The sequence below is a fragment of the Sphingopyxis sp. OPL5 genome (assembly GCF_003797775.2).
GTDB lineage: Bacteria > Pseudomonadota > Alphaproteobacteria > Sphingomonadales > Sphingomonadaceae > Sphingopyxis.
Genome location: NZ_CP060725.1, coordinates 4,179,821 through 4,198,447, shown reverse-complemented (window position 1 = coordinate 4,198,447; position 18,627 = coordinate 4,179,821). Strand labels below are relative to the sequence as shown.

18 protein-coding genes are annotated in these 18,627 nt (G+C 65.9%); 10 read left to right on the top strand and 8 right to left on the bottom strand.

What is annotated here, in order from left to right; translation table 11 throughout:
* Positions 1 to 2: 2 nt before the first annotated feature.
* Genes EEB18_RS20185 through EEB18_RS20175 form a run of 3 tightly spaced genes read right to left on the bottom strand, consistent with a single transcriptional unit; the run spans position 3 to position 3,138 of the window.
* Entirely contained in the window at positions 3 to 1,487 is a 1,485-nt protein-coding gene (locus tag EEB18_RS20185) for an aldehyde dehydrogenase family protein (RefSeq protein WP_187139905.1), read from the bottom strand.
* Positions 1,488 to 1,510: 23 nt separating this feature from the next.
* The gene (locus tag EEB18_RS20180; RefSeq protein ID WP_187139906.1) at positions 1,511 to 1,945 is read right to left on the bottom strand and encodes a VOC family protein; all 435 of its coding nucleotides are present in this window, start codon (positions 1,943 to 1,945) and stop codon (positions 1,511 to 1,513) included.
* A gap of 5 nt (positions 1,946 to 1,950) precedes the next feature.
* On the bottom strand, positions 1,951 to 3,138 hold the full coding sequence (locus EEB18_RS20175) for a cytochrome P450 (protein WP_187139907.1): 1,188 nt from the start codon (positions 3,136 to 3,138) through the stop codon (positions 1,951 to 1,953).
* A gap of 62 nt (positions 3,139 to 3,200) precedes the next feature.
* Here EEB18_RS20175 and EEB18_RS20170 point away from each other — a divergent pair, with 62 nt between their 5' ends.
* Complete coding sequence (locus EEB18_RS20170) at positions 3,201 to 3,761, top strand: TetR/AcrR family transcriptional regulator (protein ID WP_187139908.1); 561 nt, start codon at positions 3,201 to 3,203, stop codon at positions 3,759 to 3,761.
* A 5-nt stretch (positions 3,762 to 3,766) separates the two neighbouring features.
* Here EEB18_RS20170 and EEB18_RS20165 read toward each other — a convergent pair whose 3' ends face one another.
* Genes EEB18_RS20165 through EEB18_RS20145 form a run of 5 tightly spaced genes read right to left on the bottom strand, consistent with a single transcriptional unit; the run spans position 3,767 to position 8,365 of the window.
* Positions 3,767 to 4,711: an acyl-CoA dehydrogenase family protein gene (locus tag EEB18_RS20165; RefSeq protein WP_187139909.1), complete on the bottom strand. Its 945-nt coding sequence runs from the start codon at positions 4,709 to 4,711 to the stop codon at positions 3,767 to 3,769.
* A 58-nt stretch (positions 4,712 to 4,769) separates the two neighbouring features.
* A complete protein-coding gene (locus EEB18_RS20160; protein WP_056347555.1) occupies positions 4,770 to 5,921 on the bottom strand; it encodes an acyl-CoA dehydrogenase family protein in 1,152 nt (383 codons plus the stop codon).
* Complete coding sequence (locus EEB18_RS20155; protein WP_187139910.1) at positions 5,921 to 6,676, bottom strand: enoyl-CoA hydratase/isomerase family protein; 756 nt, start codon at positions 6,674 to 6,676, stop codon at positions 5,921 to 5,923. The genes EEB18_RS20160 and EEB18_RS20155 overlap by 1 nt, the downstream gene beginning before the upstream one ends.
* A complete protein-coding gene (locus EEB18_RS20150; protein ID WP_187139911.1) occupies positions 6,673 to 7,584 on the bottom strand; it encodes an SDR family oxidoreductase in 912 nt (303 codons plus the stop codon). Before EEB18_RS20150 ends, EEB18_RS20155 begins: the two co-directional genes overlap by 4 nt.
* Before the next feature lies 1 nt (position 7,585).
* Entirely contained in the window at positions 7,586 to 8,365 is a 780-nt protein-coding gene (locus EEB18_RS20145; protein WP_056347549.1) for an enoyl-CoA hydratase/isomerase family protein, read from the bottom strand.
* A gap of 84 nt (positions 8,366 to 8,449) precedes the next feature.
* Here EEB18_RS20145 and EEB18_RS20140 point away from each other — a divergent pair, with 84 nt between their 5' ends.
* From EEB18_RS20140 to EEB18_RS20100, 9 genes are all read left to right on the top strand, one after another.
* Positions 8,450 to 9,214, top strand: a complete 765-nt coding sequence (locus tag EEB18_RS20140) for an SDR family NAD(P)-dependent oxidoreductase (RefSeq protein ID WP_187139912.1) — start codon at positions 8,450 to 8,452, stop codon at positions 9,212 to 9,214.
* A complete protein-coding gene (locus EEB18_RS20135; RefSeq protein ID WP_187139913.1) occupies positions 9,211 to 9,975 on the top strand; it encodes an SDR family NAD(P)-dependent oxidoreductase in 765 nt (254 codons plus the stop codon). The genes EEB18_RS20140 and EEB18_RS20135 overlap by 4 nt, the downstream gene beginning before the upstream one ends.
* Positions 9,976 to 9,983: 8 nt before the next feature.
* Complete coding sequence (locus EEB18_RS20130) at positions 9,984 to 11,468, top strand: class I adenylate-forming enzyme family protein (protein ID WP_187139914.1); 1,485 nt, start codon at positions 9,984 to 9,986, stop codon at positions 11,466 to 11,468.
* A 4-nt stretch (positions 11,469 to 11,472) separates the two neighbouring features.
* The gene (locus EEB18_RS20125; protein WP_187139915.1) at positions 11,473 to 12,546 is read left to right on the top strand and encodes a hypothetical protein; all 1,074 of its coding nucleotides are present in this window, start codon (positions 11,473 to 11,475) and stop codon (positions 12,544 to 12,546) included.
* Positions 12,543 to 13,364 carry an SDR family NAD(P)-dependent oxidoreductase gene (locus EEB18_RS20120; RefSeq protein ID WP_187139916.1) on the top strand — a complete coding sequence of 274 codons (822 nt, stop codon included), beginning with the start codon at positions 12,543 to 12,545 and terminating at the stop codon, positions 13,362 to 13,364. Before EEB18_RS20125 ends, EEB18_RS20120 begins: the two co-directional genes overlap by 4 nt.
* Entirely contained in the window at positions 13,364 to 14,158 is a 795-nt protein-coding gene (locus EEB18_RS20115; RefSeq protein ID WP_187139917.1) for an SDR family oxidoreductase, read from the top strand. The genes EEB18_RS20120 and EEB18_RS20115 overlap by 1 nt, the downstream gene beginning before the upstream one ends.
* 21 nt (positions 14,159 to 14,179) lie before the next feature.
* Positions 14,180 to 14,974, top strand: coding sequence for an SDR family oxidoreductase (locus tag EEB18_RS20110; protein ID WP_187139918.1), 795 nt, complete (start codon positions 14,180 to 14,182; stop codon positions 14,972 to 14,974).
* 10 nt (positions 14,975 to 14,984) lie between these two features.
* Positions 14,985 to 16,004: a DUF2889 domain-containing protein gene (locus EEB18_RS20105; protein ID WP_187139919.1), complete on the top strand. Its 1,020-nt coding sequence runs from the start codon at positions 14,985 to 14,987 to the stop codon at positions 16,002 to 16,004.
* A 119-nt stretch (positions 16,005 to 16,123) separates the two neighbouring features.
* Complete coding sequence (locus EEB18_RS20100) at positions 16,124 to 18,541, top strand: TonB-dependent receptor (protein ID WP_187139920.1); 2,418 nt, start codon at positions 16,124 to 16,126, stop codon at positions 18,539 to 18,541.
* The last annotated feature ends 86 nt before the right edge of the window (positions 18,542 to 18,627 follow it).

Here is an 18,627-nt window from a genome sequence, read left to right as displayed (position 1 = left end):
GGTCACGCCTCCTGCTTCGGAAAGATCGGCGCGCCGACGCCGATGGTCACCGTCTTGTAGTGCAGGAATTCGTCGATCCCCGCCTTGCCGCCTTCCTTGCCAAAGCCCGAAATGCCGACCCCGCCAAATGGCGTGTACGGATTGATCTGGAACCCACCGTTGACATAGACGCCGCCGGCATTGAGCCGCTCCGACAGACGGTGCACGCGCTGCAGATCGTTCGACTGGATCATCGCGGCGAGACCATATTCGCTGTTGTTGGCGATCGCGATCGCTTCATCTTCGGTGTGGAATTTCATCACCACCACTGCCGGGCCGAAAATCTCGACCTGGCTGATTTCATGGTCTGGATCGGCATCGACGATCAGCGTCGGCTCGATGAAATTGCCCTCGGCGAATTCGCCGCCGCAGCGCCCGCCGCCGAGCAGGAAGGTCGCGGCGCCGTCGGCCTTGGCGCGGTCGAACATGCCGGTGATCCGCTCGACCGCCGCCTTGTTGATGACGGGTCCGACCATCACCGTCGGGTCCATCGGGTCGCCGACCTTGAACTGGCCGATGATCGCTTTCACCCGCGCAACGAAATCGTCGTAGATATCGGCGTGGACGACCTGACGCGTGGGGAGGGCGCAGCCCTGCCCCGACAGGCAGCCGACGGTCCAGAACACCGCGCGCTCGGCCGCCGCCTGCACGTCGCAATCGGGGAAGACGAGGCTCGCCGACTTGCCGCCGAGTTCCATCACCGACGGCTTGATCTCCTCGGCGCAGGCGATGAGGATCTTGCGCGCGGTGATCGGACCGCCGGTGAAGCTGATCTTGCGGATCTTCTTGTGCCGCACGATCGCATCGCCCGCCTCGGCGGTCCCCGGAAAGATCGACAGCACGCCGTCGGGAACCCCCGCTTCAGCACATAGCCGTGCAAACAGCTCGGGGGCAAAGGGAGTCAATTCGGCGGGCTTGCAGATCACGCAATTGCCCGCCGCCAGCGCCGCCACGACCTTCATGCCGAGCGAGATCAGCGGCCCGTTCCAGGTGATGATGATCCCGACGATGCCGATCGGTTCGGGCACCGTGTACGACAGCTCGCCGCGCGTATCGAAGGTCGAGATCAGCTCGCCCGACATCTTGTCGCACCAGCCGGCGTAATAGCGCGTCCAGCCGACCGCGGTATCGACCCCGCGCTCGCCGACCATCAGCGTTGTGCCGCCGTCGAGCGCCGCCATGCGCGCCAGCTCGGCCTTGTTCGCCTTGAGCAGGTCGGCCAACCGGTTCAAGATGTCGCGCCGCGTCTCGGGCGCCGTGCGGCGCCAGGACTCGCGCACCGCCTCGGCCTTGGCGACCGCTTCCTCGACCTCCTTCGCACCGGCGAGCGGGATATCGGCTTGCGTCACTTGTGTAACGGGATGCAGATGCGGGTGCGTCCCGCCGCTGCCGCTGCTGCGTTGTTCGTGCCCCAGATGCAGGTGAACTGCGGGTGCTGCGCTGGCCATGATGATATCCTCTTCTCGGTTGTTCAGTGGGTTTCGGGCGTGGCGAGGACGAGTCCGCCATCGGCACCCGGACGCATCACCGGGCTCCAGACGATTTCCCAGCCATTGCCCTCGGGGTCGGCGAAATAGCCCGAATAGAGGCCGCCATCGCGGTCGCGGATCGGACTGGTAACGATGGCGCCGGCGGCGATTGCTCTGGCGAATTGCGTGTCGACGTCGGCCTTGGTCTCGACGAAGGTCGCGTTGACCGCGCGCGGCGCTGCGGCGAGATCGATGCCGCTTTCGGCCGCCAGATAGTCGCGCGGAACGAAGACGATCACCGCCGTCCCGGCACGCAGCATCAGCGAACCAGGACTGTCGGGACCCCATGGCTGCCAGCCGAGGCCGTCCAGATAGAAGGTACGCAGCGCCGCCATGTCGCCCGCGGGCACCATCAGCATGTGCAGGGCCTGATCCATCTTGCTCACCCCCACGCCAGATGCAGATGTTCGAGCGCCATCACGCTACCGCCACGGCACGTCTCGTCGCCTTTTGCGACCTGCCGGAAATGGCCGACGCGCGCGAACCAGGCGCGGTAGAAGACGATCAGTTCCATCCGCGCGAGGTGCAGCCCGAGGCAGGTGTGGATTCCCGACCCGAATGCCGCGTGGCGATAAAATTGCCGTTCGACCGACACCGTCTTCGGATCCTCGGTCAGCCCCTCGTCCCAGCCGACGAGCGGCAGCGGCGCGAGGATGCAGTCGCCGGCACGAAGCTGCGCGCCCTCCAGCACCGTGTCCTCGACGATGTAGCGCGGCGTCGCGACAAAGGCGTAGCGGCGCAGCAATTCCTCGACCATGTCGGGGATCACCGCCGGGTCGTCGATGGCGCGCTGGCGCAGTTTCTCGTCATGCGCGAGGTGGCGCATCCCGAAACTCATCGCGTTGGTGACGGTGTCGAGCCCGGCGAGGAACATCAGGAAGCCGATCGACATCAGCTCCTCGAAATTCACCTTGCGTCCATCGACCTCGCTCGCGACGATCTTGGAAATCATGTCGTCGCGCGGCTCGGCCATGCGCTGCTGGATCAGTTCGGCGAGATGACCGACGATCGCCTGCGCCAGATTGTTGCGCACCTCGTTGCTGGCCTGCGAGTGGAAAAAGCCGGTGACCAGACCGCGAAATTCCTCGAACTTCTCCATCGGAAAGCCGAACAATTCCATGAACACCGCGACGGGCAGCCGCGATCCGATCGCTTCGACGAAGTCGCATTCGCCCTTGCTGACCACTTCGTCGAGAAGCTGGTCGGTCCATGCCGACACGCGCGGCTCGAGCGGTTCGATCGCCTTGGATTCGAAAAAGGGCCGCAGCATCTGGCGATACGGCCGGTGCTCGGGCGGATCGAGCATTTCGGGGATCATCTTCGGCTGGTTCGGATTGGGCGGGATCGACAGATAGCGGCTCGAGAAAATCTCGGGATGCCGCACCACATGCTGCACCGACGCGCCGGTGTTGCACACCCAATGGCCGCCATGCGCGCTCGTCCAGAAAACCGGCGGTGCGGTCTCCTTCAGATCCCAGTAGCGCGCGTGACAATCGGCCAGAACGCCGGGGTCCGCGATATAATCGAATTCATGGACCGGCGAACGCGCCGGAGCCTGCGACTCGGTCATTTTCTCTCTCCCATTGACGTAAGTAAACGATGGTTTACATAACGAGTCAACGGGGAGATGTCATGACGACGACGATGGAAGCACCGACGCGCGATGCCGATCGCACAAAAGCGGCGATCCTTTTTGCTGCGCAGCAAATTTTCGCCGAAAAAGGATTTTCCGAAGCGGGCGTGCGCGACATCACCGCGCGCGCCGGGGTCAACCCGTCGCTCGTCAGCCGCTATTTCGGCGGCAAGCTCAAATTGTTCGAGGCGGCGCTCGACGCCGCGCTCAACACGCGGCTGATGACCGATCTGCCCAAGGAAGGCTTCGGCAAGATGATCGTCGCGCGCTTCGCCGACGACGACGACCGCGTCAGCCCGCTGCCGATGATGTTCAGCGCCGCCTCCGACCGCGAGGCGCGCGCGGTCGCGCAGCGCCTGCTCCGCGACCGCGTGTTCGAGCCGCTCAAAGACTGGTTCGGCGGCGGCGATGCCGATGTGAAGGCGGCGCGTTTCATGATGGTCTCGCTCGGCTTCTTCGCCTACCGCGACCAGCTCCCGCTCGCCGAATTCGCCGGCCGCGTCGAACCGCGGCTGCGTCAATGGCTGGAGCGCGAGTTCCAGGCCATTGTCGACGACTGACATCGTCAGCCGAGCAAGAGCGCCGCATCGGCGGGCGCGATGAACTGCAGCAGATGCGCGCGCTTGAGGCAGAGGTGCGGGGACGCCTCGTCGGTCATGCCGATGCCACCATGGACCTGGATATTCGCTCGGCCGTTGTCGAGCGCCGCCTGATCGGCAAGCCGCTTTGCTGCAGCCACATGAAAGACCGCATCCGCAGCATTTTCGTCGAGCGCGCACGCCGCATAGTATAGCTGCGACCGCGCCACCGCGGCGCGTACCGCCATGTCGGCGCACATATGCTTGATCGCCTGGAACGACCCGATCGGGCGCTCGAACTGTTCGCGCACCTTGGCATAATCGACGGCCATGTCGCGCGCGGCATCGGCGCAGCCGACCGCGAAGGCGACGGCGAGCAATTGCAGGTGAAGGGGCGGACGGACATCGTCCTCGGTCCACACCGCGGTCGTCGTCCACTCCTGCCAGCTCTGCATCGTCGAGGGGTCGAGTGAAGACCGGTGTTCGGTGACGTGCCGCTGTCCGCTATTCAGGTCGGTAAAGCTGTCGGGGATGTCGAACACGCGCACCGATCCGGGCTGCAGCATCAGCACCGCCGCCGAATTCTCAGGGTCGAGCACCCGGATCGGCTCTGGTTCCTGGGCGGTCAGTGCGAGCGCGACCTTGCCGTCGAACGGCTCGGCGAACCAGCGGTTCGCGACCGCCGAGGACAGGAGGCCTACTGGTGCCAGAAAGCGGCCGAGTTCGGCAAAGACCAGCGCCTCGGTCGCGTGATCGAGCGCTAGCCCGCCATTGGCCTCCGGCGCCGTGATGCGCGGCAGTCCCATCGCCTCGAGCTGCGCCCAAATATCGGCGGGCCGGCTGCGTGCCTGCTCCAGCGGCATCGCGTCGCGGCACCAGTCGGTGGTTGCCGCCACAAAGGCGGCCTGATCGTCGTTCGGGGTCAGGTCCATGCGGAGTCCTTCGTTCCTGGGCCCCGGCCTGCGCCGGGGCGCGATGCCCGCTGCGCGCTCATCGCGATTTGGGCAGGCCGAGCAAGCGCTCGCCGATGATGTCGCGCTGGATCTGGGCGCTGCCGCCCGCGATCGTGCCGGCAAAGCCGCGCAGATAGTCGCCGACCGCATTGTCGTCGCCATATTGGAAATCGAGCATTTCGGGTCCCATCAACGCCACCGCCATGCGGTCGAGCCGCTGGCCCAGTTCGGCGGTGAACAGGCGGATCAGCGACGCCTCTGGACCGGGCTGTCCGGTGCGGACCACTTCAGAAATATTACGATAGGTCATCGCGCGCAGCGCCGCGACCTCGGCGCGCATCTGCGCCAGTTCGTGCGCGATACGGTCGTCCTTGATCATCCCGTTGGCGCGCGCCGCCTCGATCAGGTCGGCGATTTCCTGGCTCTGCTTGACCTGGTCGGCGATGAAGCCGGTGCCGCGTTCGAAGCTCAGCGTCGACATCGCCACTTTCCACCCGTTGCCGAGTCCGCCGACGACATTCGCCAGCGGAATACGAACATCGTCGTAGAAGACCTGCGCGAACTCGACCTGCCCCGACATCTTGCGGATCGGGCGGACGTCGATCCCGGGCGCGTGCATGTCGCAGATCGCCCAGCTGAGGCCGGCGTGCCGCCGCGACCCGTCCTCGGTACGCAGCACCAATTCCTGCCAGTCGGCGACATGCGCGAAGCTCGTCCAGATCTTCGATCCGTTGATGACCAGTTCGTCGCCCTCGATCCGCCCGCGCGTCTTGATCCCGGCAAGGTCCGATCCCGCGCCGGGCTCGGAGAAGCCCTGACACCAGATCGCCTCGCCCGACAGGATGCGCGGCAGGTGCCAGGCTTTCTGGTCTTCGCTCGCGTTGATGATCAGCGTCGGCCCGCCATGGTTGATGCCGACGAAATTGGCGCCGATCCACGGCGCATGGGCCTTCGCATATTCCTCGAGCCAGATGACCTGCTGGACGATCGACAGGCCGCGCCCGCCATATTCGGTGGGCCAGTTGATCCCCGCCCAGCCGGCATCGAACAATTGCCGCTGCCACGCTTTGTCGAAATCGATCGCGTCGGCGGCGTGCAGCGGACGCTGTTCGGCGGGCACATTGGCGTGCAGCCAGTCGCGACATTCTTCGCGGAAACGCGTTTCGTCGGGGGAGAAGCCGATATCCATCAGACCGCCTTCTTCGCGGCGGCGATCGGCTCGCCCTTCTTGCGCATCGCCGGGTCGAACCCCGCGTTGCGCATCAGTTCGTGATTGAGGCCCGCCCCGATCGCCAGGCCATCGGTGTCGTAGATCAGCCTTTTGTTCTCGGCATTGCTGTGTCGGCTATTGCCGAGGATCAGCGCGGCCAGTTCGGCCACCTTCGCGTCAAGCGCTTCATCGGCGACGCAAGTATTGGCGAGCCCCATCGCGGCGGCATCCTCACCCGAATAGGGCTGGCACGTCAGCATCATCTCGAGTGCCTTTGCCTGTCCGACGCGGCGCGGCAGCCGCTGCGACAGCCCCCAGCCGGGGACGAGGCCCCATTTGCCATGCGTGTCGGCAAAGCGGGCGCTCGTCCCGCAGACGATGAAATCGGCGGCAAGCGCGAGTTCGAGCCCGCCGGTGTAGCAAGTGCCGCGGATCTTCGCGATCACCGGCTGGCGCAACTGGGTCAGCCGCTCGACGATCAGCATCTCCTGCCGCAGCCAGCCAAGCGCATCGGCGTGCGGCGGTGATTTCAAATCGTGCCCGGCGCAGAAATGATCGCCCGCGCCGGTGATCACCACCAGCCCGGCATCGCCGACACCCGCCTCGATATCGCGGATATGCGAGCGGAATTCGCGAAACAGCTCACGGTTGATCGCATTGCGCTTGTCGGGCCGGTTGAGCGTCAGCGTGCACACGCCGCCTGCATCCTCGCGCAGGACCAGCGCCGCGCTCATGCCTTGTCTCCGCGCGTTTTCGCGATGGCGTCTTGCGCGGTCCCGCTCTCTCGCGCGCGCTTGCCGAACTGTTCGCGGATCGGCACGAACTCGGGCATCACCAGCGACCGCCGCAGCCAGTTGGCGGCATCGACCACCAGCGTATGCCCGCTGATATAACTCGCATAGGGCGAGCAGAGGAAGGTCGCCGCCCAGCCCAATTCGCGGACTTCGCCGACGCGCATCCCCGGGATCGTATTGTCGCCGCGCTCGCCGACACGGTGGCGCGTCATATGGTCGGGCAGATCGTCGTGCGGGAAGCGCCCCGGCGCGATGCAGTTGACGCGAATGCCGTCGGGCGCCCATTCGACCGCCAGGCTCTGGGTGAGGTTGGTCACCCCAGCCTTCGCCGCCGCCGAATGCGACGTCCCCGGACCGCCGGTCCAGCTATATGTCGCCCCGATGTTGAGGATCGCCCCCGGCAGCCCCGCCGCCAGCCGCCGGATCGCGAATTCGCGGCTGCAATTATAGGTCCCGTTGAGCACGATATCGACGACGGTACGAAACCCGTTCGGGGTCATCTCCTCGGCCGGCGCGGGGAAATTGCCCGCCGCATTGTTGATCAGCACGTCGACCGGCCCCAGCTTCGCCTCGATCTCGTCGAACGCCGCCGCGATCGCCTCGGGATCGCGCACGTCGCACGCCACCGCGATCACGTCGCCACCGACGTCGCGGATCGCGGCGAGCCCGGCCTCCAGATGCTCGGGCTTGCGGCTCAGCACCGCGATCTTCGCGCCCAATCGCGCGAACTCGACCGCCATGCCCTTGCCAAGCCCGGTGCCGCCGCCGGTGACCGCGACCACCTGTCCGTCATAAGTGCCGTCGGGCAGCGCCTTGGCGCCGATCGGAGGAGGGGAAGGGAGGGCCATCTTATTTCCCCTTGTAGCTCGGCGCGCGCTTCTCGCGGATCGCGGCGCGGGCTTCCTGATAATCCTCGGTCTTGAACAAATAGCTTTGCGCGTAGAGTTCGGCGCGGGTGCCGGTGCGGATCGTCGATCCGTGCGTCAGATTGATCATCTCCTTCGCCAGCGCGAGGTTGATCGGCGGCTTGGCGGCGATATCGCGCGCCATCTCCAGCGCTTTCGCGTCGAGGTCCTCAGGCGCGACGACAAAATCGACCGCGCCCCATTCGAGCGCGGTCGCGGCGTCGATCTTCTGTCCGGTCATCACCATATATTTGGTTCGCGACGGCCCGATCAGCGCGGTCATCATCTGCGTCCCCCCGGTATCGGGCAAAACGCCGTACAGGATTTCGGGCAGTGCCATTTTCAGTGTCGTGTCGCTGATCCGGATATCGGCCGCGAGCGCCAGTTCGCACCCGCCGCCGATTGCACCACCCTTGACCGCGGCGATGATCGGCTTGGTCGATTCCTGCATCCGCAGCCGCCCCTCCTGATGCCGCCGCACGAAGTGGAAATCGCTCTCGTCGCGCGCGCGGTGCCCCAGCACATTGGTGTCGCGCCCCGAACAAAAGCTCTTGCCATTGGCGCGGATCAGGATCGCGCTCGACTCGGTTTCGTCGAGCGCTTCGCCGAGCAGCTTCTGGAACAGCGACGACATGTCGTCGTCCATCGCATTGTGCCGGTCGGGCCGGTTCAACGTCAGGATACGCAGCGCGCCTTCGCGCTCGCTCAGGATCAATTCGGACATGCCCGCTCCCATTTTCTTTGCGACGGGGCTTGCACGACATATATAACTAAGTCAATTACGTCGAACGATATGGGGAGAGACGAAATGGCGGAACTGAGCGGAAAGACCGCGCTCGTCACCGGCGCATCGCGCGGCATCGGCGCCGCGATCGCGCGCCGACTCGGCATGGCCGGCGCGCATGTCGCGGTGAACTATGCCGGCAGCAAGGACGCCGCCGAAACGCTCGTCGCCGAAATCGTCGCGGCCGGCGGCCGGGCCTTTGCGGTGCAAGCCGATGTCGGGACGATGGCGGGTATCACATCGATGCTCGCCGCGTGCGACACCGCGTTCGGCGGGGCGCCCAATCTCGATATCCTCGTCAACAACGCCGGGGTCGGCGGCGAGGGCGACGAGGGCAGCCTAAAAAAATGCAGCGAGGAGCTGTTCGACCGCATGATCGCGGTGAACCAGAAGGCGCCGCATTTCATTACCCAGCTCTGCCTCGATCGCCTGCGCGACGGCGGGCGCATCATCAACATCGGCTCGCTCGGCGGGCGTTCGGCGCTGCCGCCCTTCGCCGCCTATGCCGCGACCAAGCGCGCGCTGCAGAGCCTGACCATGTCAACCGCGGTCGTCGTCGGCCCGCGCGGCATCACCTGCAACCTCGTCGCCCCCGGCGCGGTCGATACCGAATTCAACAAGACGCTGTCCGAAAAACCCGGCTGGGCCGAGGCGACGTCGAAGCTCACCCCGATGAAGCGTCTCGGCGTGCCCGACGACATCGCCGGCGCGGTGATGATGCTGTGCCGCGACGAAGCGCATTGGGTCACCGGCCAGATCGTCGAAGCCAGCGGAGGATTGTTTCTATGAGTGATTTTACCGGAAAGACCGCGCTCGTCACCGGCGGTTCGCGGGGCATCGGCGCCGCGATCGTGCGGCGGCTTGGGCAAGCGGGCGCGCATGTCGCGATCAACTATGCGGGGAGCAAGGACGTCGCCGATGCCCTTGCAGCGGAGATCGTCGCGGCGGGTGGCAAGGCCTTTGCGGTGCAGGCCGACGTCTCGACCCTCTCGGGCATCGAGGCACTGTTCACCGCCTGCGATGCGCAGTTCGGCGGCGCGCCCAATCTCGACTTCCTGATCAACAACGCCGGCGTCGGACGCAGCGGCCGTGACGGCACGCTCAAGGGCGCGGGCGAAGACCTGTTCGACGAATTGTTCGCGGTCAACGTCAAGGGTCCGCATTTCGTGACGCAGGCGGCGCTGTCGCGCCTTCGCGACGGCGGCCGCATCGTCAACATCGGGTCGATGTCGGGCAAGGTCGGTCAGCCCTTCGCCGCCAGCTATGCGATGACCAAGCGTGCGGTGCAGAGCCTGACCTTCTCGACCGCGCTCGCGGTGGCGAAACGCCAGATCACCTGCAACTGCGTCGCCCCCGGCGCGGTCGCGACCGACTTCATCACCGCGCTGCGCGACCAGCCCGGCTGGGACGAGGCGACCGCGAAGCACACCCCGATGGGCCGCCTCGGCGAGCCCGAGGACATTGCTGGCGCGGTGATGATGCTGCTCGGCGACGATGCCCGCTGGGTCACCGGCCAGATCATCGAAGCGAGCGGGGGACTCGCGCTGTAATGGCCTTGATGACCGACAAACTGCGCGCGATCATGGCGCTCGAACCCGATCGGACCCAGATCGATTTCGAGGGCGTCGATTACAGCTGGCGCCAGATCGCCGACAATGTGGGCGCGATCGAAGAGGCGCTGGGCGCGATGGGCCTGCCCGAGGATGCACGCGTCGGCGTGATGCTGCGCAACCGTCCCGGCCATGTCGCGGCGGCAGCGGCGGTGCTCTCGACCGATCGCTGCCTCGTCACGCTCAATCCGGTCCTGCCCGACGCGAGGCTGTTCGCCGACGTCGAAACGCTCCGCCTTCCCGTGGTCATCGCCGATGCCACCGATCTCGCCCGTCCCGGGCTCGCCGAAGCGCTGACCCGGGCCGGATCGGCGATCATCGAGATCGGCCCGCGCCTCGAAGGCGTGCGCGTGGTGCAGCGCGACATCCGCGCCGCGATCCAGACCTCGCCTGGCGTCGCGATCGAGATGCTGACCAGCGGCACGACGGGCACGCCGAAACGCGTGCCGCTGAGCCGCGACGCCTTCGACGCGAGCTTCCGCGGCTTCGCCAAATATGAACGCGGCAAGAGCTTCGACGATCCGCCCCGGCTCGGTTCGGGCTGTACGATGGTGGTCAACCCGCTGACCCATATCGGCGGCATCTATGGCTGCATCGGCGCGCTGATGGCGGGGCGCAAGATCGCGCTGCTCGAAAAATTCAGCGTCGACGCCTGGCTCGATGCGGTCCGCCGCCACCGGCCCGCCGTCGCTTCCGCCGTGCCCTCGGCGGTGCGTATGCTGCTCGACGCCGATGTCGATCCCGCCGACCTGTCGAGCCTCAAGTCGCTGATCTCGGGCACCGCCCCGCTGGCGCCCGAATTGGTCGATGCCTTCTACGCGCGCTACGGCATCCCGATCTGCAGCAATTATGGCGCGACCGAATTCGCCGGTGCGATCGCGGGCTGGACGATCGATGACTTTCATCGCCACTGGGCGGAAAAGCGCGGCGCGGTCGGCCGCGTTCACGCCAATATGGCGGCGCGTGTCGTCGATCCCGACAGCGGCGCGGAATTGCCGCACGGCACCGAAGGCCTGCTCGAACTCAAAGGCGAGCAACTCGGCAACGGCCTGCGATGGCTGCGCACCACCGACCGCGCCGCGCTCGACAGCGACGGCTTTCTCTTCATCAAGGGCCGCGCCGACAATGCGATCATCCGCGGCGGCTTCAAGATCCACCCTGACGATGTGGTCCGCGCGCTCAATGACCATCCGGCGATCCGCGAGGCCGCCGTCGTCGGCGTCCCCGACGACCGCCTCGGTTCGGTTCCCGCCGCCGCGATCATCCTGAAGGAGGGCGCTGCCGAACCGCCCGCCGACGATCTCAAGGCATGGCTCAAGGACCGGCTGATCGCCTATCAGGTCCCGGTCCATATCCAATATGTCGTCGATTTTCCGCGCACCCCGTCGATGAAACCATCGGCACCGGGGCTGCGCGCGTTGTTCGAGGGGTAGGTCGATGCCGATCCGCGTCATCGCCTGGGGCATGGGCTATCTCGGCAAACAGGGATTGCTCCAGATCATTGGCGACCCCGCGCTGGAGCTTGTCGGCCTGCATGTCTCGGGCGACGACAAGCGTGGCCGCGACGCGGGCGAGATCGGGGGTACCGCTCCGACCGGCGTCATTGCGACCTCCAACATCGACGAGCTGCTCGCGCTCGGTGCCGACTGCCTCGTCTATTTTTCCAGCACCGTCGGTCGTGACGATGAAGCGACCGCCGAAATCCTGCCCTTCCTCGCCGCCGGGACGAACGTCGTCAGCATCTCGCACTTCGACTTGCAGTATCCGGCGCACGGCGACCCGCGCCATGTCGACCCGATCGTCGCGGCGTGTGAACGCGGCGGCAGCAGCTTCCTGCTCACCGGCGAGGAACCGGGCTTCGCCTTCGGCCAGCAACTTTTCGCGATCCTCTCGACCATCGCGCGGCTCGACGCGGTGCGCATCGTCGAGATGTCCGACGTGCAAGGCTATGGCGGCACCGACTCGCTGCTGATGTACGGCTTCAACGGCGACCCCGCGGTCGAGCCGCCGATGTTCACCAGCCAGGTCGGCGCGTCGTGGCACATCGCGACGCTCAAGGGCATTGCCGATTTCCTTGGCCTCGCGGTCGATCGGATCGAACAGCAATGGGATTCGATCGCGGTCGATTATCCCATCGACACCGCCGCTTTCGGGGAGGTTGTCGCCGGGCGGACCGCCGCGACCCGCTGGCGCGTCTCGGCGCATTGCCTCGGCCGGCCGATGATCCGCTATGAGAAAATTTTGCGCCTCCACCACGCCGCCGCGCCCGAATGGGAAACGCCGGCGCTCGCGAAAGGTGCGGGGGTGACCCACAAGATCTTCGTCGAAGGGGCGCCCGAGGTCAGCGAGGAATTGCACCGCCCGCGCGGCACGTCGGCGACGCCGACGATCGCGGTCAACGCTGTACCCTTCGTCTGCGCCGCGCCGCCGGGCGTGCTGACCCAGATGGATATCCCGCTGTTCCCGCCGCGCCAGTTCGGCGGCATCCCCGCAAAAGGAGTAAGCGCATGAGCGAGAGCTTCGCCGGAAAATCGGTGATCGTGACAGGCGGCGGCAAGGGCGTTGGGCGCGGCGTCGCCAAGGCGTTCGCCGCCGCAGGCGCCGAGGTCATGCTAGGCGCGCGTACCCTGTCTTCTGCGCAGGATGTGAAGGCCGAGATCGAAAAGGCGGGCGGCATCGCCGAATGCTTCGCCGCCGACATCGCGCGCCACGCCGATTGCCGCGCACTCGTCGAGGCGACCGCACAGGCGTTCGGCAGCGTCGATATCATCGTGCACGCCGCCGCCGACATTCCGCACGGCGGCCTCGGCCATGTCGACGACGAACGGCTCGAAGCGGGCTTCGCCAGCATCGCCAAGGCGGCCTGGTGGCTGCTCGACGCCGCGCGGCCCCATCTGGGTAAAGCGCAGGACGGTGGCCGCTTCATCGCGATCGGCTCGATCAACGGCACCTTCAACGTCGTCCCCAACATGACCGCCTATGGCATGGCCAAGGCGGCGCTCGACGCCTTCATCCGCGCCGCGGCGGGCGATGTGGTGGGCGAGGGGATCACCGTCAACGCGATCAACCCCGGCCTCGTCGCCAGCGACCGGGCGCGATCGGTGCTCGGCGACGAAGGGCTGGCGGCTTATGGTGCGACGGTGCCGGTCGGGCGCGCCGGAACCCCCGCCGACATCGCCCACGCCTGCCTGTTCCTCGCCTCGGCAAAGTCCGATTATATCACCGGCACGACGATCAAGATGGACGGCGGCTCGACCGTCGCCGCCTCGCCCGGCCGCAACGATATTTTGCAGGAGCGGCTCAAGCTCCAGCAAGGAAAGGCACCCTGATGGACCTCGGGATTTCCGGCAAGGTCGCGCTCGTCTTCGGCGGCTCGAAAGGCATCGGCCTCGGCTGCGCGCACGAGTTCGCGCGCGAAGGCTGCCGTGTCGTCATCGCGGCGCGCACGCAATTAACGATCGACGCCGCGGTCGCCGAGGTGCAGGTGGCGGGCGGGCAGGCGGTCGGCGTCTCCGCCGACTGCACGACCAAGGACGGCATCGGGCAGGCCGTACAGGCCGCGACCGAAGCTTTCGGCCCGCCCGACATCCTGATCTTCAACGTCGATTCCGGACCTAAAGGGTCGTTCCTCGAAGTCGACGACGACACCTTCGCCGCCGCGAACACCAACAATGTCATGGCGTTCCGCTGGGCGGTACAGGCGGTGATCCCGCATATGCAATCGCGCGGCTGGGGCCGCATCCTCACCATAGGCACCAATTCGGTCAAGGCGCCGCACCGCAAGCTCGCGCGCGCGGCGCAGAACACGTACCGCGTCGGCGCGCTCGCGCTGTCGAAGACGATCTCGGCCGAACTCGGCCCGATGGGCATCACCGTCAACACGCTCGGCACCGGCGCCATCGCGACCCCGCAGTTCAAGCAGGTCTTCACCAAGATCGCTGAGGCACAGGGCCAGACCTATGACGAGCATATCGCCGAGCGCACAGCGGCCTATCCGATCCCGCGCATGGGCACGCCCGAGGATATGGCGGCGGCCGCCGCCTTCCTCTGCTCGGACCGCGCCGGCTTCATCACCGGGCAGGTGCTCGTGATCGATGGCGGCAATCTCGAAGTTCTGCAATAATTAGCAATCAAAGGAATCGACATGAAACTGGGTAACGATATCGCGGCAGTGGTGACGGGCGGAGCCTCGGGCCTCGGCCGCGCGAGCGCCGAGGCGCTGGCGGGCGAGGGGGTCAAGGTCGCGATCTTCGACGTCAATGAAGAGGGCGGCAAGGCGGTCGCCGACGCGATCGGCGGCGTCTTCTGCAAGGTCGACATCACCAGCGAGGACAGCGTCGTCGCGGGTTATGAAGCCGCGCGCGCCGCGCACGGCCAGGAACGTATCCTCGTCCACTGCGCGCAAATCTCGAAAGGCGGCAAGACCGTCCGCTTTGACAAGGCCAGCGGCGGCTATGTCCGCTATTCGACCGACGATTACGCATTCTCGGCGCAGGGCATTCTCATCGCCAGCTACCGCCTCGCGTCGCTCGCCGCGCTTGGCATGGCGAACGCCGATCCGCTCAACGACGATGGCGAACGCGGCGCGATCGTGTTGACCGCGTCGGCGGCGGCGCAGGATGCGCAGATCGGGCAGGTCGGCTATGGTTCGCTCAAGGCCGGCGTCAACGGCCTCGTCCTGCCGCTCGCGCGCGACCTGATGGACCTCGGCATTCGCGTCAATTCGATCATGCCCGGCATCTTCGCGACCCCACCGATGCTCGCGGTCAAGGATCGTGCGCCGGCGATCTTCGAAGGCCTCGCCGCCTCGGTGCCTTTCCCGAAACGCCTCGGCCATCCGCATGAATTCGGCAGCCTCGTGCTCGAACTCGCGCGCAACGGTTATTTCAATGGCCAGACCTTACGCCTCGACGGCGCCATCCGCATGCCCCCCAAATAGGAATCCCGTTTTGAACGCACCCCAGCAATTCCCCTTCGCACGCCAGTCGGCGGGTCCGGCGCCGCTCCGCCGTCCGGGTTCGATCCGCCGCACCAGTTCGATCGACTCGGACTGGCCCGACGGTTTCGGCCAGCCGTGGATCATGTCGGGCCGCGCGCGCGACCTGCTCACGCCGTTCGAAGGGGAACCGGTTGTGCTGGATAGCGGCGAGTTCCGCATCCGCACCTCGCCGATCCGCGAGATCGTGGAGATCGACGTCGCTCCCCACCATGCGCGCGCGCAGGACATGGTCGGGGTGCGGGCAGGGGGCGCGAGCCGCCAGGCGCTGGCGGCGACGCTCGGCGACCTGCGCGGCACGCCTTTGTTCCAGGTCCTCGACGATTTCGCGGGGGCGAGCCTTGTCGCGGGGTGGATCTGGTCGCGCTGGACCGACGACTGGCACGCCCGCATGGCGAGCCAGAAGCTCAAATCGACCGCGGGCAACAAGGGGCGGATGGTCAATATCTGCACCGGCTTCACCGAAGGCGGCAGTTCGCTGTCGGAGGATGGCAGTGTCGATCACAGCGACCAGTCGGCAACCGAGGTCGGCCCGCTCGCCAACCCCGACGACCCCGCCGGCTGGCACGACATGCCGGTGCAGGAGGGGCGCCCGCTCGCCCGCCGCGCCCGCCGCATCGATATCTGGCGCGCCGAGGGCGTGCTCAAGGTCGACGCCGGGTTCCAGGACAGCGGCCCCAATCCGGGCGGCACGCGCACCGCGATCCACGAATATCGCGTTTATGCCGAAATCGACGAGACCGACGGCACCCTGCTCGCGCTGCAGGCGCTGCCGTTGATCCTGCCGTTTCGCGAATGTCCCGGCGCCTCGATGAAGGCGGCGCGCATGGTCGGGCAAAATGTCGGCGAATTCCGCCAGTCGGTGCTCGACACGCTCGTCGGCACGATCGGCTGCACCCACCTCAACGATGTGCTGCGTGCGCTCGCCGACGTGCCCGCGCTCGCGGCGATGTTGCCGAAAAACCACGATTGACACCGTTTCCGTAGCGTTTCGTGACAATGTGACGCAATCCACTTGTCTGACGTGTTAGACTTAGTTATATAACTGACGAAGCGAGGACGCCAGGAAGCCTCGCGGGGAGGATGTTGACCATGATTTTCAAGCAGAAGCGCGATTCGGCCCGAATGCTCGCCGCGGTATCGCTGGCGGCGATTGCCCTGTCGTCGACCCCGGCCTTTGCCCAGGCCACCACGCAGCCTGCCGCCGAAGAGACGCAATATGACGATGATGCCATCGTCGTCATCGGCATCACCAAGCAGGATGCCAACATTCAGGATACGCCGATCGCGATCACCGCATTCAGCGGCGAAAAGCTCACCGAGCAGGGCATCAACAAGGTCGACGAAATCGCGACCTTCACCCCCGGCTTCAACATTCGCGGCGCCGGCAACAACCCGACCGCGCTGACGCTGTCGATGCGTGGCCAGATCCAGGTCGACAATATCGCGACGCTCGAACCGTCGGTCGGCACCTATCTCGACGAACTCTATATCGCGCGCGCCTATGGCCTGAACACCGAACTCGTCGACGTCGAAAGCGTCCAGGTGCTCAAGGGTCCGCAGGGCACGCTGTTCGGCCGCAACACCTCGGCCGGCGCGGTGCTGATCCAGACCGCCAATCCGCGCTACGGCGAAGTTTCGGGCAAGGTCAGCGCGACCTATGGCCGTTTCGACGAACGCACCGGCCAGGCCGTCGTCAACCTTGGCCTGTCGGACGAGTTCGCGATCCGCGGCGCGATCTATTATCAGAAGCGCGACGGTTACAAGACCGATGTCGACACCGGCAAGAAATATGAAGGCCGCGAGACGATCAACGGTCGCCTCAAGCTCGGCTGGAAGCCGACCGACACGTTCGAGGTCATCCTGTCGGGCGAATGGTATGATACCGACATCGACGGCCCGGCCCGCCAGAACCTCTTTTTCAACGCACCGGCCGCGTTCGGCCCCGCTAAGCCGATCGTCGACGGCATCGCCGCGACCGACCGCGCACAGTTCGGCGGCAACCCGAACCTGGTGTCGATCACGCCGCCCTCGGCGGTCATCGGCGCCGACCCGCGCGGCATCTTCAACAAGACCAAGACCCAGACCTTCTCGGCGAAATTCATTCTCGACACGAGCTTCGGCCAGGTGCGCTGGATCAACGGCTATCGTGGTATCCAGAGCGAGAATCTTGTCGATCTCGACGGGTCGAGCTTCGCCGGTCACTTCACCGGCGGCACGCAGGACCTGAAGCAATATTCGTCCGAACTGCAGCTCACCGGAACGGGCTTGGACGACCGGCTGAACTTCGCGACCGGCCTGACCTATTTCCGCGAAACCGGCTTCGACCAGTCGCGCTCGAACCTGTTCAACGGCAAGTTTACCGCCGGTCCGACGGTTCCGGCGCAATATGTCGGCCGCACGAGCTGGTCGAACTTCTCCGGCGCGCTCGATAACGACAGCTTCGGGCTGTACGGCCAGCTCAACTACAAGCTGACCGATCGCTTCCGCGTGACCGGCGGCCTGCGCTATTCGATCGACGACAAGCGCGTGACCACCCAGACGGGCGACGTCGTCGACAATACCGACGAATTCGTGCGCTGCACGCCCTCGACGGTGGCGCTGCCCTGTCTGCGTTCGCGACAGAAGACCTTCTCGAACCTGTCCTATACCGCCGGCGTCGATTATGACGTCAGCGACGATATCCTGCTCTATGCCAAGCACAGCAAGGGCTATCGCTCGGGGGCGATGCAGCTGCGCACGGTGACGCTCGCGGACTCGACCCCGGCCGAACCCGAACTGGTCTACGAACAGGAACTCGGCGCCAAGCTCACCTTCATGGACGGCCGCGGCAAGTTCAACGTCGCGGGTTATCACAACGTCGTGAAGGGCGCGCAGCGCAGTCCGGTGCTCGCACCGAACGGCATCAGCCAGACGGTGATTGAAAATGCCGACACCGAAACCTGGGGCGTCGAGATCGACACCTCGTTCGAGGTCGTCGACGGCTTCACCATCTTCGCCAACGGCGCGCTGACCGATCCCAAATATACGCGCTACGAGGGCAAGGCGCTGGCCGGCAGCCCGCCGAACCAGACGATCGTGACGGTCGACAAAAAGGATTATCTGCTCGTCGGCATCGTCAAGAAGCAATTCTCGGTCGGCGCCAACTTCAAGCAGGATCTCGGCGGCGTCGGCCTCGATGCCAACATCGTCTATGCCTGGCAGGGCAAGATGCCGCAGATCGACATTCCGACGAACATGTTCACCTCGACCGGACCCGGCGGCCTCGCGCTGACGCAGGCTCAGGCCGATCAGGTCGCGGCGGTTGCGCAGTCGGGCTCGCTCGGCATCCTCAATGCGCGCGTCGCGGTGAGCTTCGGGCCGGAGAAGAACTTCGAGCTGGCGCTGTGGGGCAAGAACCTGACGGGCGATCAGGAACAGCAATACACGCTTTTGCTGAGCAACATCTACATCGGCACCTCGTACAACGAACCGCGCAGCTACGGCGTGACCGGTACATTCAAATTCTGAGGACCACAGGGCGCTCCTAGGAGCATTGGGGGAGGGACGGCTTGCCGGACCTCCCTCTTTTTTTGCCCGGGATTTTTAGACCTTCG